The sequence below is a fragment of the Mesorhizobium sp. AR10 genome, assembly GCF_024746795.1.
In the GTDB taxonomy this organism is placed as follows: domain Bacteria; phylum Pseudomonadota; class Alphaproteobacteria; order Rhizobiales; family Rhizobiaceae; genus Mesorhizobium.
Genome location: NZ_CP080523.1, coordinates 634,353 through 649,937 on the forward strand (window position 1 = coordinate 634,353; position 15,585 = coordinate 649,937).

Below are 15,585 nucleotides of genomic sequence, written 5' to 3' on the forward strand. Positions count from 1 at the left end.
TCCGATTATATTCGATCTGATAATAAGGGGATATGTCTACCTTGACTATAAGGTTGTCAAGCCCGCGTCAGCGGCAATTTCGTCCCCGCGACAGCCCTTTCATCGAGGACCCCACGGCGGAAACGATAGAGCTTTGCTGGTCGCCCCCCCGTATCAAGGGAAGTCTCGCCAGTTTCCTCGACCAGCTCCTGCTGCTCAACAAGCCTGCGGAAGTTCGGCTTGTTGATGAGCCTGCCAGCTAAGGCTTCCACCGTTCGCTGCAGCTGCAGCAGTGTGAAAGTCGGCTGCATAAGCTCGAAGACGACCGGCCGGTATTTGATTTTGGAGCGCAGCCGCGCAATGCCGGTCGCCATGATGCGGCGATGATCGGCGACCATGGACTCGCTGGGCACCAGGGGAAGCGGGGTCGCGTCCGTTCCGCTTCCGGCCTCCTGAACCAGGCCTGCTTCGTAAAGCAACTCATAGCGTTGAAGCGCGAGTTCCTCGTTCCAATGGCGATCATCGAAGCCGAACGCTATCGCCGACCGCTGACGGCGTTCGCGTCGCGTGGCTGCGTCGCTTGCGCCATCCGCCCACTCGATCAAGCGCGGTCGCACAAAATCCAGCATCACCGGCGGCGTGCCGGAGCGGTGATCCTCCCATGGAAAATATTCGTACCAACTTCGCCAGCCGCACTCGGTCGAGCTCTGTTCCTTGCGGGTCAGTGCGAGATAGCTGATGGAGATGGCGCGCTCGCGCTCGGCGCCGATGCGGTCCCGATCCGCGAACGTGTAGAGTTGCTCGGTGTACCCAAGCGGATGGCCGGTCTGATGCTCGACCCACCCCCTCAGGCCGGATTGCAGCGATCGGTGCTCGAGCGCAAACGGTCCGGAGGGAAGGGTGTTCATCCGGCCGATTGTTAGGACACAGGGTTCACTGTCATTGACGGCGACGACAACGGCGATCAAATCGACTTTGACTTGGCCGGCCTTGATGGCGGCTCTGTCTTTCCTGGTTCCTGTTTTCTTGTGGTCCATGTCCGCGAAGTGGTTGGCCCAGAGCTAGGGGCGCCTTAATCGATTTAGTGTAAGCGTGGAGGTTTGCGCGTCAACACCGCAGATCCGCAAGTCCGCTTTTTTAGCTCTTCGCATTTGCACAAAAATATGCCAAACGCGACACCCGCAGCGGGTAACGCAAGGGAAGGAGGCGCGGGTTGAGCGCAGCTGGCTGTCGATGGTGTGGCGACGGTCGTGGCCAAGCTCTTTCCGCAGACCGGCGCTGACTTCACGTTTTTTGGCGAGAAGGATTTCCAGCAGTTTCAGACTGTCAGACGCATGGTGAGGGACCTTGATATTGCGCAACGTCCGGCTCTCGCCAGCGGAACGCGTCATCGCCCCAAAGCTGGCATCGGTCCTCTTCGATACGGCCGAGCGGCTTGAGCGCGGCTCTCCCGTCAGCCAACGCTTGATGGAGCGCGTGCAACAATTCTGGCCGCCGGCTATCGCGAGGTCGAATACCTGGAACTTCGCGCGGAAACAGATCTGCGAGCTTTGTCGCGGCTTGGCTGGGCGACACACGGCTCATCGACAATGTGTCAACGTCACCGCCTGGCAATTGGTCAGGTTCGCGGCGTTGTCTTCAAGCAGAGGCAGGAAAGTAATGGGAGCGATGATGGGGACGAGATCCTGCGCGTCGCTTCGATTCGCGATCGTTTAGCCCGAGCCCCGCGCCTGGCATCGAGGAACATCCGCGGAGTTTACGCAAAACCAGATGCATCGGCTATTTGAAAAATTCATCGAGCAACTTTCAGCAAGCGTCGATGCTGCGGATCTCCACGAGGCAATGGCCTCGGCCGCCGCCGGCTTGGAATTTCCGCTCTTCGCTTACTTCACTTACCCGCCAGCCTCCAGCGACACGCCGTTAGTGATCTCGAATTATCCTTCTTCCTGGACCTCCAATTATCTGCGACTGCGCTACCACAGCGTCGATCCGGTGATCCTGCGCGGGCTGCGAGGCTGGGATACTTTCCACTGGGGGCTGGATCGAGATCATCGGTATTTGCCAGCCTCGCAGCAAGAAGTTTTGGAAAACGCAGCTCAGTTTGGCATTCGGTGCGGCTTGACCATGTCCATGCATGATCATCGCGGCCGCTTTGCTGGCTGACCTTCGCTTCAGATGAGGCGCGTCCGCCTGTCTTGCGGTCGCTGGAATGCTACGAAAAAGCCTTGCAGTTGGTAGCGATCAACTTCCACATTCATGTCCGGCGCAGGCTCGCCGGCAATTGCGTGGTGGATGGCGCAAAGACGCGGGAGTTCGAAGCTCTGAAATGGGCGGCGCGGCGTGGGATATCAGCCAGATCCTCGGCCTCTCGAAACGCACCGTGACATTCCATCTGGAAAACGCCAAGGCAAAGCTTGGCGTGCGAACCATCAATCAGGCTGTAGCAAGGATGGCCGCTTCCGGTCACGCCACAACCTGATCGTCTCGTTCGCCTCTATCTGAACCGAGCATCGCCCGCCCCAGTCTCCTTAATTCCGGCAGTGAAGGCGCCCCGGGGGGGGCATGCATCCATCAATTGGATGGGGCCGCATAAACAAAATCGATTTGCTCAATAGCGCGAGGAGACGTTAGTCCGCCGTCGACTGAGTTTTGGTGCCGATTTTTGGAACCGACTACGCAGCATCGCAATGGATCCTCATGCTTCGAAATCACGTCAGGACACCTGGCACAGGATGTTTCTTGGTTCGGCGGGTCAATAGCAGAGAACGCCTTAACCCGAATGCCTTCCCCGAAAATGTCATTGTCCCAGCGAAGGAGGCTGGCGTCGATGACATGGTCATACACGTCCGGAGAGCTTTGCGGGCGACCGGAAGGGGAGTGGCCGCCAAGGGCTGCGGGTACCGACGCCAGCCCAAACTGTGTGCTGCCGACACTCGCCGTGGCCTGTGAACAGAGGACTAATTTAATGACATACAGGCGTGATATCGATGGCCTTCGGGCCCTTGCGGTGTTGCCGGTCGTACTGTTCCATTTCGGAATCTCGGCAATTCCCGGCGGTTTTACCGGCGTGGACATCTTCTTCGTCATATCTGGCTACCTGATCACCGGAAGCCTTCTGGACGACTTTGAACGCGGCGAGTTTTCGATCGTCAGCTTCTACTGGCGCCGTGCCCGACGCATTCTGCCGGCCCTGATCTTTGTCACTCTCCTCACCTGCATCGCGGCATTGTTCATTCTTCTGCCGTCAGATCTGCATGACTTCAGTCTCAGCGTCGTAGCGGCATCGACTTTCTGGTCAAACATCTATTTTTGGAAAAAACGTCAAATTACTTCTCCATCGATGCCGAGCTCCGACCGCTGTTGCACACGTGGTCGCTTTCGGTCGAGGAGCAGTACTATATCTTTGCCCCAATCCTGATGTTCCTGATCCGTCGCTATTTTGCGAAGCGCTGGCTGACAGCACTCCTACCGATCATTCTCGGCAGCTTCGTGCTCGCGGTCATGGCGACATGGCTGGCGCCAAGCGCTGGATTCTACCTGCTGCCGACACGAGTCTGGGAACTCATGCTGGGCGCCGTGCTCGTGCTGAAACGGCCCCCGCCGTTGAACAATCGATTTCTTATGGAAATGGTGGGGCTGGCCGGATTTGGCCTTCTCGCCATCGGGTTCTTCGCGATTTCGGAGAGCGATCCGTTCCCGGGCTACAACGCGCTGTATCCGTGCCTCGGAACGGCCCTCCTTATCTATGTCGGCCAAAATAGCCCCTCGACGATAGCTAGCCGCATACTCGAAGTCCGGCCGCTGGTCTTGATCGGCCTCATCTCCTATTCGCTGTATCTTGTTCACTGGCCGATCAATGCGTTCGCGCGCTATCTTTCGTTACAAACTCTCGACCCGTCGATGACCATTGCGATGACGGTTGCAAGCTTCGCATTGGCTGCATTCTCCTGGAAGTATATCGAGCAGCCGTTCCGGCAGAAAAGGTCCTTCACCGCCCCGTTGCCGATCTTCGCCTTTTCAGTGGGCGCAATCGCTCTTGTTTGCGTTGGCGGGGCGGCCGGGGCGCTCGGCAACGGCTTTCCGCAACGGTTCCCGGAGTATGCCCAGCAGCGGGTTCCTGTCGGGGACTGGATCGAGGGGACCTGTTTCAACGAGGGCTCAAGCCGGATCGAAAGCTGGAACATCGAGGACTGCACACGCACTCGCGGCTTCGCTACGACCGTTTTGTTGTGGGGCGACTCCTTCGCCGCCCACTATGTTTCAGGGCTGGAGGCCAACAAAAAGAAAATTCAAGCCAACGTCGTGGAATATACTTACGCAGGCTGTCCACCGATTCTCTCTTACTTCTCGTATGCACGCCCGGATTGCATACGGTTCAATCATGAAGGCCCTGGAGATCATCCGGGACGCAGGCATCAAGACGGTTGTCCTCAGCGGGCGGTGGACCGACTACGAGGCGAGAAGTTTCGACGGTCTCCAGCAAACGATCGATACGCTTCGTGGCCAGGGTGTGCGCGTGTTCGTCATCGGCCAGTCTCCGCAATTCATAACCGACGTTCGGAAAATCGCATTCTTCGCAAAGCGCAGAAATTCGGATGATACATACTGGCCAATGGCCATGGATCCCGACATCAACAATCGTGTGCGCTCATTTACCAAAGGCGCCACTTTCATCGATCCGCTGAAATTCCTCTGTAGCGCAGGACGCTGCCCCTACGCCGACGCAGGCGAGTTTCTCTATTTCGACTACGGTCATTTTTCTTCCGTCGGCGCCCTTCTGGCAATTTCGAAATACTGGCCGGTTCTAGCCACAGACAATGCCCTTGCTGTGACGAAATAAGCCCGCGGGCGGTTGGCAAAGCACGGGTGCGAGGCGCATTCGCGCGCGTAGCAAAGCTCACACATGTGTTGGGGCAAGTTTGGAGACACTGTCCTCTATTAGGCTTCGTGGACAAAGCTTGACGCTAGACTCGGTCGCTGATTCAAGGCTGTCTTTTGGAGGCAGCGTTGGGCGCGCGGATTGGGTATCGGACGAGGAATGGGCACGGATCGGGCCGCTGCTGCCAGCAGAGTGGGGTCGAGGGTGCCGTCCGGCGCAGGATAATCGGCGCTATTTCGAAGGCAGGATGTGGATGGCCCGAACCGGGGCGCAATGGCCTCATCTGCCTGATGCTTGATGAATATGGCAAGTGGAACAGCGTCTTCCGCCGATACCGGCGATAGGTCGCGACGGGGGTGTTCAAGCAAGAACCATTCCTCGATGGAGGGCTTCAGAATACGCCCGAACCTGACCGAGACGTGCCTCATCGACATGTATCTCTCGAACGTAAGCTGCCGGACAGCTGCTTGTGGTGGACAGCCATAATCGAGCACTGGATGTGCAGAGATCGTCGCGAACCGCGGGGGCAAGTGCTGCCGCACGCGGGGTCACAAAACGTTCGCGGCCGCTCGTCGTAAACAGTTCATCGCCGAAAAAATCGCGCAGCGGGGGCGACGGCCGCACTCATGGCCGGCTGACTGAGGTTGATGGGGCGGGCCGCCGCCGAGAGGCTGCGCTCCACCAGCAGCGCGTCGAGCACAACGAGGAGATTTAGGTCAATCCCTTTGAAACGCATGTCTTTAGCTATCCATAGCGTGGATGCCGTTAATCGAAACAAACGATTTTACCGATTCTGGAGAACGTCGCATAGGGAGAATTCAAGGAAGCACTAAAGGAAAATCGTCGATGTTTGCGTTAGCTCCAAGGAGCATTCTCGGCTCCGAGGAGCATCTTCTGGTGTACGCCTTCCGGCATACGCCGAAACATCAATCAACTCGCATGTCGGTTGCGGCTTGGTTCTTCGGTGATCCGCGCAAGGTCCATCGCGTCAGCTCGACGCGACAAGCTCTCCATGCGTAGGCGCTTATCTCAAAAACAGCAATCAAGATGAGGTATTTCCATGGGCTCTGACGTACGGTGGAAGTTGTGCTGGGAAAATGAATTGCAACTGGCCGACCATGTCGAACTCTCCGATTTCTTTCTAAAGACTTATGGACGGCATGGGGCCTTCCTCGCAAAGCCATTCGAAGGCGGCCGTAGCTGGGCCGGTGCAAGGCCGGAATTCCGCGCAATCGGTTACGACGCGCACGGCATAGCGGCTCATATTGGCATACTGCGCCGCTTCATCAAAGTTGGCGAGGTCGATCTACTGGTGGCCGAAATTGGCTTATACGGGGTCCGTCCGGATCTTGAGGGACTCGGAATCAGCTTTTCACTGAGCGTTGTGTACCCATTGCTGCAGCGGATGGGGGTTCCATTTGTGTTCGGCACGGTTCGGCAGGCAATGCGGAACCACGTTGAGAGGTTCTGCCGCGGCGGTCTGGCGAGCATTGTGTCGGGGGTTGAGGTACGGTCCACCCTCGCAAATATACATCCCGACCTGCCGCCCACCCGCGTCGAGGACTTGATCGTCTTCGTTGCGCCAATTGGACGCTCGATGGACGAGTGGCCGTCCGGCACCCTGATCGACCGAAACGGTCCAGAATTGTAAGCAGGACTACACATGTGAGTGCCGGGTGATGCGCTGACGCCGACCTTTGAGGACTGGCCCAACCCACATTGCATACCGCAGATCCGTCATGTGCTGGCGCCACATCGGGTGCCGGCGACCTTCTTCGTCATCGGAGCCTACGCCGCAGATCGGCCGGAACTCAGCCCGCCCTTATGAGCATGAGCTTTGTCGGTGGCTATTTTCGCAACGCGGCCCGTAGGAGTTGAGCCGCGTCCACGTCAAACCAGCTGAAATCGAAAGGAACAGACAGAATGGCTGATCAACTCGCAACGGAAATCATTACCATAATCAAGAAACGCGTCGAATCTGAGAACTTTGCCGGAGCGTTTCGACCCATAGTCGGCGAAATAACGACCGAGACGGAAGTGACCGCGCTCGGCATCGATTCGCTGGGACTGGCGGACGTGCTCTGGGACCTCGAGCAAGCCTATGGCATTAAGATCGAAATGAACACATCGGAGGCGTGGTCGGATCTCCAGAATGTTGGCGACATCGTGAAAGCCATCCGCGGCTTGCTTGCTGAGGCAGCTTGAATGGACAGGCGGGTCGTCATCACCGGAATAGGCGGGCTGTGCGGGCTGGGCACTGATGCCCCCTCCATCTGGAAAGAGATGCGCGAAGGTCGCTCAGCAATCGGCCCGATTGTCACTTCAGAGCTTCATGGGTTGACCGGCACGATCGGTGCCGAGATCAAGACGCTTCCTGAGCACGACATCGACCGCAAGCAGCTCGTCACCATGGACCGCTTCAGCCTGCTTGCCGTGCTTGCAGCGCGGGAAGCCATGCGACAGGCCGGACTTTCCTGCGATGAACGAAATGCCTATCGCTTCGGTGCGATAGTGGGCGTCGGCGGCAGCGGCTGGGAAGCGATCGAGGCAAGCTACCGCGCTCTCCTTTTGAACGGCGCGCGCCGTGCTGGCGTCATGGACGTACCCAAGGCGATGCCGAGTGCCGCTGCCGGCCAGGTCAGCATGAGCCTCGGCCTGCGCGGGCCGGTCTTCGGCGTCACCTCCGCCTGCGCCTCTGCCAACCATGCGATTGCCTCAGCCGTAGACCAGATAAGGTGCGGCCGGGCCGACGTGATGCTTGCCGGAGGCAGCGACGCGCCATTCGTATTTTGTGTGGTGAAAGCGTGGGAAGCAATGCGCGTGATTGCGCCAGATACCTGCAGGCCCTTCTCCTCCGACAGGAGGGGCTTGGTGCTGGGCGAGGGTGCGGGGATGGCAGTGCTGGAAAGCTATGAACATGCCACTGCTCGCGGCGCAACGATTATTGCCGAGATCGCCGGCATCGGCCTTTCCGCTGATGCCTTCAACCTCGTCGCGCCGGCTGTCGAAGGGCCGGAGGCGGCGATGCGCGCCTGCCTTGCCGATGCCGGGCTGAATGCCCAGGATGTCGACTACATCAATGCGCACGGCACCGGCACCAAGGCCAATGATCGGATGGAGACGGAGGCGATCAAGCGAGTCTTCGGTGGCCACGCCAACTCGATGTCCATCTCTTCCACCAAGTCCATGCACGCGCATTGCCTCGGCGCCGCGAGCGCGCTTGAAATGATCGCCTGCGTGATGGCAATCCAAGAGGGTGTCGTGCCGCCGACCGCCAATTATCGCGAGCCAGACCCGGATTGCGATCTCGATGTCACGCCCAACGTCGCGCGCGAGCGCAAGGTCCGCGTGGCACTGAGCAACGCCTTCGCCATGGCCGGCATGAACGCAGTTCTGGCATTCAGGCAGGTGTAGGACGACATGCCGGCAAGGTCACCTTCCGTATCCCGATGTTTGCGGAATCCCCGATCGGTCCGTAGCGGCCTCCTTGCTCAGGTGGGCTGAAGGGTTGGAGTGCAAGTACTTGCAGTAGCTCAGTGAAGCAGCAGATTGAGGTGATCACGTCGGTCATCCGGCGCCTGGAATTATCGTGGCCGAGACCTCTGCGCTGCGCGAGTTCGCGGCGAGGAAGCTGCCACGAACCGAGACTTCTGGCGCGGCGATGCTGCAGCATTTGAAAAGAGCATAATAAATGTTGAAACTGACTGGCCGCAAGGCACTCGTCACCGGCGCATCCGGGGGCATCGGCGAGGCGATCGCCAGGGTGCTGCATGCGCAAGGCGCCGTCGTCGGCCTGCACGGCACGCGCGTCGAGAAACTGGAAACGCTGGCCGCTGAACTTGGCGACCGGGTCAAGCTGTTCCCGGCCAACCTGTCGAACCGCGACGAGGTCAAGGCGCTTGGCCAGAAGGCGGAGGCCGACCTCGAAGGTGTCGACATCCTGGTCAACAACGCCGGCATCACCAAGGACGGGCTGTTCGTGCGCATGTCGGATGCCGACTGGGACACCGTGCTCGAAGTCAACCTGACAGCCGTGTTCAGGCTGACCCGCGAACTCACCCATCCAATGATGCGCCGCCGCCACGGCCGCATCATCAACATCACCTCGGTGGTCGGCGTCACCGGCAATCCCGGTCAGACCAATTACTGCGCCTCCAAGGCCGGCATGATCGGTTTTTCCAAATCGCTGGCGCAAGAGATCGCCACCCGCAACATCACCGTCAACTGCGTCGCCCCGGGCTTCATCGAATCGGCGATGACCGACAAGCTCAACGACAAGCAGAAAGAGGCGATCATGGCGGCGATCCCGACGCGCCGTATGGGCACCAGCGTTGAAGTCGCGTCCGCCGTCGCCTATCTCGCCTCCAACGAAGCCGCCTACGTCACCGGCCAGACCATCCATGTGAATGGCGGCATGGCGATGATCTGAGCACGGGCTGACCGGAGCTTACCTGTTCCAAAACGCCCTTGCGTCACGGTCCGCGACCTGCGCAACCAGCTATCTGCCACGAAGATCTGGGATTCATCCAGCATCACCGAAGGGGCAGCAATATGCGTGATTTCAGATAGCCCAGCATAGCGGCGTGATCACCCTTGGCCGTCGGCCGCCCCGATGGCCGAGAGCCACAGGTAGTGGCGGCCGAGATTACGCGGGAGATGGGCCACCGTGCGGGTAGGCATCATGCGAGAGGTCTCCACTCTAACGAACTTAGGGGGCGAGTGCTTCCGCACGCGGTATTAGAATACGTTCGCGGCTGTTCATGGCAATATTTCATCGTGGAAAGAATCGTGCAGCCGCACGACGACATGGCCGGTTGGCTTAGGGTCCGGACTCATAACCAGTAGCTGACGATTGCCGCGAGGCAGACGGCGGCGAGGAAGCTCGTCGCCGATCGATCGTATCGTGTGGCAATGCGGCGGAAATCCTTGAGCCGTCCAAACATCCGCTCGATGGCGTTGCGATCGCGGTATAGGAATGGCGAGAAGCAGTTCTTCCAGCGTCGGTTAGCTTTCGGCGGAATGTTCGGCATCGTCCCTTTGCCCTCGACCTTGTGCCGGATGGCATTGGTGTCATAGCCCTTGTCGGCGTGCAGGATCGGGCTCTTCGGCATCTGCTCCAGAAGCAAATCCGCGGCACTGCAATCGGCGACCTGGCCACCGGTCAAAAGGAAAGCGATTGGGCGGCACAGGCCGTCGGTCAGGGCGTGGATTTTCGTGGTTCGACCACCGCGCGATCGGCCGATCGCCTGATTTTGTTCCCCTCCTTTGCCGCCTGAGGCACATCGATGCGCCTTCACCGCCGAGGAGTCGATAAGCACCTCCGCGGGTGGTCCGCTAGCCGAGACCAAGGCATGGAAGATGTCGACCCAGACGCCCTTGGCCGCCCATCGGACGAAGCGATTGTAGAGCGTCTTGCGCGGGCCGTAGGCATCCGGTGCGTCGACCCAACGACCACCTGACCTCAGGACATGCACGATACCGCTGATCACCCGGCGATCATCAACCCGCGGTTTCCCGCGTGTGTCGGTTGGCAAGAGCGCCACGAGCCGCCCAAACTGCTCCTCGGTCAGCCAGAAATAATCGCGATTCATCCGTGTGTCTCCCTTTGGAGACCGTGAATCACGAAGCACATTCCGACGAAATCCCTGTTGATTCCATGCCCCCTTTGGACCACGATCCTTAGATCGGGCAAAGGCCGCGACCGGATGGTGGACTCAGGGGGATCGCAATGCCCAACGCTTTCACTACTCTCGTCGGCATAGAGATCCCGATTGTCCAGGCGCCAATGGGTGGAGCTACGTCTCCGCAATTCGCGGCCGCGGTTAGCAATGCAGGCGGTCTCGGGATGCTCGCCCTCGGCTGGAGTCCGCCCGAAGCGGTACGCGCAGAAATTCGGGCCACCAAGGCCCTGACCGAGCGACCATTCGGCGTCAATCTCGTGTTGACTTATCCGCAGGAGGAGCGCCTCGCGATCTGCTTAGAAGAAGGCGTGGCGGTAGTCTCATTTTTCTGGGGCCAGGCAGGCTCGCTGACGGTTGCGGCGCATCGTGGCGGGGCAACGGTGCTGCATACGGCAGGAAGCGCGGAACAGGCTCGGATATCAGCCGAGGATGGCGCGGACGCAATCGTCGCGCAAGGCTGGGAGGCCGGTGGCCACGTTTACGGTAGAGTTGCCACGATGGCGTTGGTTCCGGCAGTTGTTGACCAGGTCGCGCCGGTCCCCGTTCTTGCCGCCGGTGGCATTGCGGATGGACGCGGTCTAGCCGCGGCGATGGCACTTGGTGCCGCGGGCGCCCTGGATCGGTACCCGCTTTCTCGCGAGCATCGAAGCTCCAATCCATCCGCGCTATCGCGACCGCATCCTCACAGCCAAGGAGACGGACACAGAATACGGGACTGTTTTCAGCGTCGGCTGGCCCGACGCTCCGCACCGTAGCCTCCGCAACAAAACGATTGAAGCTTGGGAGGCGGCCGGACGCCCGCCGGTGGGTGGGCGTCCCAACGAAGGCGCGGTCGTTGCAAAGTCGCCACATGGTGATGTGGTTTCATACCAATCTCACACGCCGGGATCGGGTGACGAGGGCGATATTGATGCCCTTGCCCTATGGTCGGGCCAAGGCGTCAGCCTCGTCCGCCACGCCCAGCCCGCCGCTGAGATTGTCCGCGAAATGAGCGACGAGGCGCGGGCAATACTCGCACGGCTTGGGAACGATCCATCTTTCTAACGTGGGAAGTACCGCCGATTTCAATCCCGGACTTATGGGTCCGGACCCTAGAGCATTTTGATAGAAGCATGCCCACGAGGGTTTGCGAGGTAGTTTGCGCATTCGGTGGATGTGGTTGTGTGGATGAGCTGGCGCATCTCAACCGCTCGCGCCTGAGAAACTGCCAAACCGCATTACGGGACACTAAGAGTCGGTTTGGAAAATCACGGATGGGCGTTTCTGCGTAGCATGATGCCGCCCATGGCGACGAGGATCATGGCCTGCGAGACATCGATGCGCTGCTCGTAATCGCGCACGAGGCGTCGCCACCGGATCATCCATCCGAACGTCCGTTCGACGACCCAGCGACGCGGTAGAACCTTGAAGCCTTTCTGGTCGTCGGAGCGGCGGATGATCTCGACGATGAAGTCGAGATAGCAGGCCTTATCCATCAGCTTGAGCCGGTCATAGGCCCCGTCGGCGAAGAGATACTTGACCCACGGCCAGCGTTTGCGGATGCCGTCGAGTATCGCCTGCGCACCCGCGCTGTCGGAGATGTCAGCGGTGGTCAGGTTGACCATCAGGAGCCGTCCGTCCGTATCGACCGCAATATGGCGCTTGCGCCCGACGATCTTCTTACCCGCGTCGTAGCCTCGTGCTTTTGCATGGGGTGCCTTGATCGACTGACTATCAATCACACCAGCGCTGGGTGAAGGTTCGCGGCCCTGCCGCTCGCGGTCGAGCATCAGTTCCACGTCGTGGATCGTCTGAAACAGGAAGCGCCGTGCCAACTCGCGGAACCAGCTATAGACCGTCTGCCACGGCCCAAAATGAATGGGCAACATCCGCCACCCACAGCCTGAGCGCACCAGATAGCGCACCGCGTTGATTACCTCCCGAAAATCCACCTCGCGGGGACGCCCACGCCGACCAGGAACCGGCATCAGTGGCGCGATCCGCTCCCATTCCTCATCTGTCAGATCACACGGATAACGCTTCGTCTTACGCGCGATCTTGGCAACACGGCCACGGCTCTGTTCGGTCCACATCCACGCTCTGAATCAGACTTCATGCGCAAACGAAACCCCTCAAATCCGATTTTCCAAACAGCCTCTAAGATACCGCGTGCGGCCAGCTTCTGCCGATGCAGCGTCAGATTCGAGGTCTGCTCGATCCGCTCGATGATGATGAACGCCCGATGCTCCAGAACGCTGTGGCGATGGCCACCCCAGGCCGAGCGCTACCCGTAGCTCGATAGCGCTGGACCACACAATGCGACGCCAAAGCGCGCCGCAAGCTGGCGGGCTAGTCCCGAAGATTGTTCGAAAGGGCTCGTGTCATCCGATGCTTCGGCTTACCGCGGCAGTGAGGCCGCGCCCGGCGAGCGCGCGTCGTACACCACGAGGAGATTTACATCGAGCCGTTTGAAAACGCATGTCATCAGCTATCCAAAGCGTGGATGCATCTGATCGAAACAAACGATTTTACCGATTTTGCAGAACGTCGCATAGGGAGAATTCAAGGAAGTCCTAAAGGAACGTTGTCGATGTTTGCGTTAGCTCCGAGGAGCATTTTCTGGTGTACGCCTTCCGGCATACGCCCAACATCAATCAAGTCGCATGTCGATTGCGGCTTGGTTCTTCGGTGACCCGTGCACGGTCCATCGCGTCGACACGACGCGACAACCTCCCCATTCCATCCGGCACGGTTCGGCAGGCGATGCCGAACCATGTTGCGCCAATTCGATGCTCGATGGGCGAGTGGCCGCCCGGCACCCTAATCGATCGGAGCGTTCCGAACCTATGAAAAATGTGGACTACATGTGCGAAGTGCCCAGTGACTGCGCTGACGGCACTCAAGATCGCAGCGTCTATTTGACGTTTGACGACGGGCCCAATCCAGTTTGCACACCGCAGATCCTCGATTTGTTGGCGCAACATCGGGTGCCGGCGACGTTCTTCGTTATCGGTGCCCACGCAGCAGACCAGCCGGAACTCATCCGACGAATGATTACAGAAGGGCACGAGGTAGCCAATCACACGATGACTCATCCGGACCTGTCCAGATGCGAACCCGGCGAAGTCGAACGTGAAATAGTCGAGGCAAGCAACGCCATCAGGATGGCGTGTCCCCAGGCCACGGTGCGGCGCATGCGCGCGCCGTATGGGGTCTGGACCGAGGACGTGCTCACTACGTCGGCGCGCGCTGGATTGGCATGCGTCCATTGGTCAGTTGACCCGCGAGACTGGGCTCGCCCTGGCGTCGACGCGATTGTCGATGAGGTGCTCACCGGTGTTGGGCCGGGCGCAATTGTGCTCTTGCACGACGGGTGGCCCGAGGAGTTGAAATCGGCCACTTACGCCAGTCTGCGTGACCAGACTGTCACGGCGCTATCCCGTCTGATTCCAGCGCTGCATCACCGCGGTTTTGTAATCCGCCCGCTCCCTCAACATCACTGAACATACGAGATCCCATGGACCTGCTTACCACGACCAGTACTGTCGCCGTCGCGTGCTATGCACTGCTCTCGACTGTTTATAAGGGCATGCAGGCGGTTTATTCCCTGCCGCCAACCGTTGCACCGGCGTCGGAAGACCTGGTCGGCTCCGACCTCTGGCCGAGCGTGGATGTCATCATCCCCTGCTACAACGAAGGCCCGCTTACGCTCTCGGCGTGCCTAGATTCCATTGCAAACCAGGAATACGCCGGAAAGCTACGTGTCTACGTGGTTGATGACGGTTCTGGAAATCGCGACGCCGTCATTCCCGTTCACGACAATTACGCCGGCGACCCGCGATTCGACTTCATTCTGCTCCCAGAGAATGTCGGCAAGCGCAAAGCGCAGATCGCCGCGATACGTCGCTCATCTGGAGATTTGGTGCTCAACGTCGACTCGGACACGACACTTGCGTCCGACGTCATCAGGAAGCTTGCACGGAAGATGCAGGATCCAGCAATCGGCGCTGCCATGGGCCAGTTGACGGCAAGCAACCGGAGCGACACTTGGCTGACCCGATTGATCGATATGGAGTACTGGCTGGCCTGCAACGAGGAGAGGGCGGCGCAAGCCCGCTTCGGTGCCGTCATGTGCTGTTGCGGCCCCTGTGCTATGTACCGCCGATCTTCGCTGCTTTCGCTGCTAGACCAGTACGAGACGCAGATGTTCCGGGGCAAGCCAAGCGACTTCGGTGAGGATCGCCATCTTACGATCCTCATGCTGGAGGCAGGCTTTCGAACCGAGTACGTTCCGGACGCTATTGCTGTAACGGTGGTTCCCGATAGGTTAGGACCTTATCTGCGCCAACAACTGCGCTGGGCACGGAGCACTTTCCGCGACACGCTGCTTGCGCTGCGCCTGTTGCCCGGCCTCGATCGCTATCTTACATTGGACGTCGTCGGACAGAATCTTGGCCCGCTACTTCTTGCCCTGTCGGTAATAGCCGGGATTGCGCAGTTTGCACTGACAGCCACGCTGCCGTGGCCGACAATCCTGGTTATTGCAGCAATGACCATCATTCGGTGCACCGTGACAGCATGTCGAGCTCGGCAAGCTCGATTTATCGGCTTTTCTCTGCACACTTTTATCAACATCTTTCTGTTACTCCCCTTGAAAGCCTATGCTTTGTGCACCTTGAGCAATAGTGATTGGCTTTCACGCAAGACTGCCACCCTGCCCAACGCAGACAAAAAGCAGATCATCGTCGCAAACCCGATTGCCGGAGTTGGTACAGGCAGTTCGGGAAGTGCTGAGGCAATTCGAAGAACGGATCTTCCGCGCGATTCTTCAAAGTTGGTGAACGCGGACAGCGTTTGCAGCGCTGAGTGATCGAGTGCGTTGGCTGGATGGACACGTTGTGAGCTTGGGCAACATCCATCAATTGTCAGCAACGGCGATCGATTGCATCTCGACTTTAATCCGTCCGGTGAGGGCGACACACGCTTGCTTCGGCTGTGACTATCCAAAGGGGCCGTCACAATGCGATGGCCGGTTCTGCCAAGAAATATTCGCAAATTAGCTACCGG

Annotated in this window: 16 protein-coding genes and 5 pseudogenes; 16 read left to right on the forward strand and 5 right to left on the reverse strand. The window is 59.2% G+C overall.

The genetic code is table 11. The features are described from left to right. Positions 1–56: 56 nt before the first annotated feature. Positions 57–1,016, reverse strand: coding sequence for an NUDIX hydrolase (locus LHFGNBLO_RS02970; RefSeq protein ID WP_258600026.1), 960 nt, complete (start codon positions 1,014–1,016; stop codon positions 57–59). A 195-nt stretch (positions 1,017–1,211) separates the two neighbouring features. Here LHFGNBLO_RS02970 and LHFGNBLO_RS02975 point away from each other — a divergent pair. The 7 genes and pseudogenes from LHFGNBLO_RS02975 to LHFGNBLO_RS33600 all read left to right on the forward strand — a co-directional run. Next, a pseudogene (locus LHFGNBLO_RS02975) lies at positions 1,212–1,639 on the forward strand (pantoate--beta-alanine ligase); the annotation flags it as partial. A gap of 110 nt (positions 1,640–1,749) precedes the next feature. Next, positions 1,750–2,142 carry an autoinducer binding domain-containing protein gene (locus tag LHFGNBLO_RS33440; protein ID WP_319944156.1) on the forward strand — a complete coding sequence of 131 codons (393 nt, stop codon included), beginning with the start codon at positions 1,750–1,752 and terminating at the stop codon, positions 2,140–2,142. Positions 2,143–2,305: 163 nt separating this feature from the next. Beyond that, complete coding sequence (locus LHFGNBLO_RS33445) at positions 2,306–2,458, forward strand: LuxR C-terminal-related transcriptional regulator (protein WP_280515988.1); 153 nt, start codon at positions 2,306–2,308, stop codon at positions 2,456–2,458. 486 nt (positions 2,459–2,944) lie between these two features. Continuing rightward, a complete protein-coding gene (locus LHFGNBLO_RS02985) occupies positions 2,945–3,397 on the forward strand; it encodes an acyltransferase family protein (protein ID WP_258600027.1) in 453 nt (150 codons plus the stop codon). Continuing rightward, positions 3,340–4,302: pseudogene (locus LHFGNBLO_RS02990) on the forward strand (acyltransferase family protein); the annotation flags it as partial. The gene LHFGNBLO_RS02985 and the pseudogene LHFGNBLO_RS02990, both read left to right, overlap by 58 nt. Positions 4,303–4,360: 58 nt before the next feature. Beyond that, positions 4,361–4,819, forward strand: a complete 459-nt coding sequence (locus LHFGNBLO_RS02995; protein ID WP_258600028.1) for an SGNH hydrolase domain-containing protein — start codon at positions 4,361–4,363, stop codon at positions 4,817–4,819. A gap of 118 nt (positions 4,820–4,937) precedes the next feature. Next, positions 4,938–5,156, forward strand: a complete 219-nt coding sequence (locus tag LHFGNBLO_RS33600) for a transposase (protein ID WP_413774624.1) — start codon at positions 4,938–4,940, stop codon at positions 5,154–5,156. A gap of 58 nt (positions 5,157–5,214) precedes the next feature. Here the strand turns inward: LHFGNBLO_RS33600 and LHFGNBLO_RS03000 are convergent. Continuing rightward, positions 5,215–5,594, reverse strand: a pseudogene (locus LHFGNBLO_RS03000) (LysR family transcriptional regulator); the annotation flags it as partial. A gap of 324 nt (positions 5,595–5,918) precedes the next feature. On the opposite strand from LHFGNBLO_RS03000, the gene LHFGNBLO_RS03005 reads away from it, so the two are divergent. The 5 genes and pseudogenes from LHFGNBLO_RS03005 to fabG all read left to right on the forward strand — a co-directional run bounded on the left by LHFGNBLO_RS03005 (position 5,919) and on the right by fabG (position 9,287). Next, positions 5,919–6,509: a NodA family N-acyltransferase gene (locus LHFGNBLO_RS03005; protein WP_258580999.1), complete on the forward strand. Its 591-nt coding sequence runs from the start codon at positions 5,919–5,921 to the stop codon at positions 6,507–6,509. A 42-nt stretch (positions 6,510–6,551) separates the two neighbouring features. Beyond that, positions 6,552–6,671 (forward strand): annotated as a pseudogene (locus LHFGNBLO_RS03010) (polysaccharide deacetylase family protein); the annotation flags it as partial. Between the two features lie 110 nt (positions 6,672–6,781). After that, entirely contained in the window at positions 6,782–7,063 is a 282-nt protein-coding gene (locus LHFGNBLO_RS03015; RefSeq protein WP_183455234.1) for an acyl carrier protein, read from the forward strand. After that, positions 7,064–8,272 (forward strand): beta-ketoacyl-[acyl-carrier-protein] synthase family protein, encoded by a 1,209-nt coding sequence (locus tag LHFGNBLO_RS03020; protein WP_183465611.1) that lies wholly within the window; start codon positions 7,064–7,066, stop codon positions 8,270–8,272. It abuts the gene before it with no gap. A 277-nt stretch (positions 8,273–8,549) separates the two neighbouring features. Continuing rightward, positions 8,550–9,287, forward strand: a complete 738-nt coding sequence (gene fabG, locus LHFGNBLO_RS03025) for a 3-oxoacyl-[acyl-carrier-protein] reductase (RefSeq protein WP_258600030.1) — start codon at positions 8,550–8,552, stop codon at positions 9,285–9,287. A gap of 403 nt (positions 9,288–9,690) precedes the next feature. Here fabG and LHFGNBLO_RS03030 read toward each other — a convergent pair whose 3' ends face one another. Beyond that, positions 9,691–10,449: an IS5 family transposase gene (locus LHFGNBLO_RS03030; RefSeq protein ID WP_258600033.1), complete on the reverse strand. Its 759-nt coding sequence runs from the start codon at positions 10,447–10,449 to the stop codon at positions 9,691–9,693. Positions 10,450–10,643: 194 nt separating this feature from the next. Here LHFGNBLO_RS03030 and LHFGNBLO_RS33450 point away from each other — a divergent pair, with 194 nt between their 5' ends. Beyond that, positions 10,644–11,294, forward strand: coding sequence for a nitronate monooxygenase (locus tag LHFGNBLO_RS33450; protein WP_319944165.1), 651 nt, complete (start codon positions 10,644–10,646; stop codon positions 11,292–11,294). Further along, a complete protein-coding gene (locus LHFGNBLO_RS33455) occupies positions 11,218–11,583 on the forward strand; it encodes a hypothetical protein (protein ID WP_319944166.1) in 366 nt (121 codons plus the stop codon). Before LHFGNBLO_RS33450 ends, LHFGNBLO_RS33455 begins: the two co-directional genes overlap by 77 nt. Positions 11,584–11,786: 203 nt before the next feature. On the opposite strand, the gene LHFGNBLO_RS03040 is transcribed toward LHFGNBLO_RS33455, so the two are convergent. Further along, positions 11,787–12,611 carry an IS5 family transposase gene (locus tag LHFGNBLO_RS03040; protein ID WP_258600035.1) on the reverse strand — a complete coding sequence of 275 codons (825 nt, stop codon included), beginning with the start codon at positions 12,609–12,611 and terminating at the stop codon, positions 11,787–11,789. Between the two features lie 50 nt (positions 12,612–12,661). Then, a pseudogene (locus LHFGNBLO_RS33605) lies at positions 12,662–12,825 on the reverse strand (IS630 family transposase); the annotation flags it as partial. 539 nt (positions 12,826–13,364) lie between these two features. On the opposite strand from LHFGNBLO_RS33605, the gene nodB reads away from it, so the two are divergent. Both nodB and nodC read left to right on the forward strand, forming a co-directional pair. Next, a complete protein-coding gene (gene nodB, locus LHFGNBLO_RS03045) occupies positions 13,365–14,021 on the forward strand; it encodes a chitooligosaccharide deacetylase NodB (protein ID WP_258600036.1) in 657 nt (218 codons plus the stop codon). Positions 14,022–14,035: 14 nt separating this feature from the next. Next, positions 14,036–15,388: a chitooligosaccharide synthase NodC gene (gene nodC, locus LHFGNBLO_RS03050; protein WP_183455229.1), complete on the forward strand. Its 1,353-nt coding sequence runs from the start codon at positions 14,036–14,038 to the stop codon at positions 15,386–15,388. Positions 15,389–15,585: the final 197 nt, after the last annotated feature.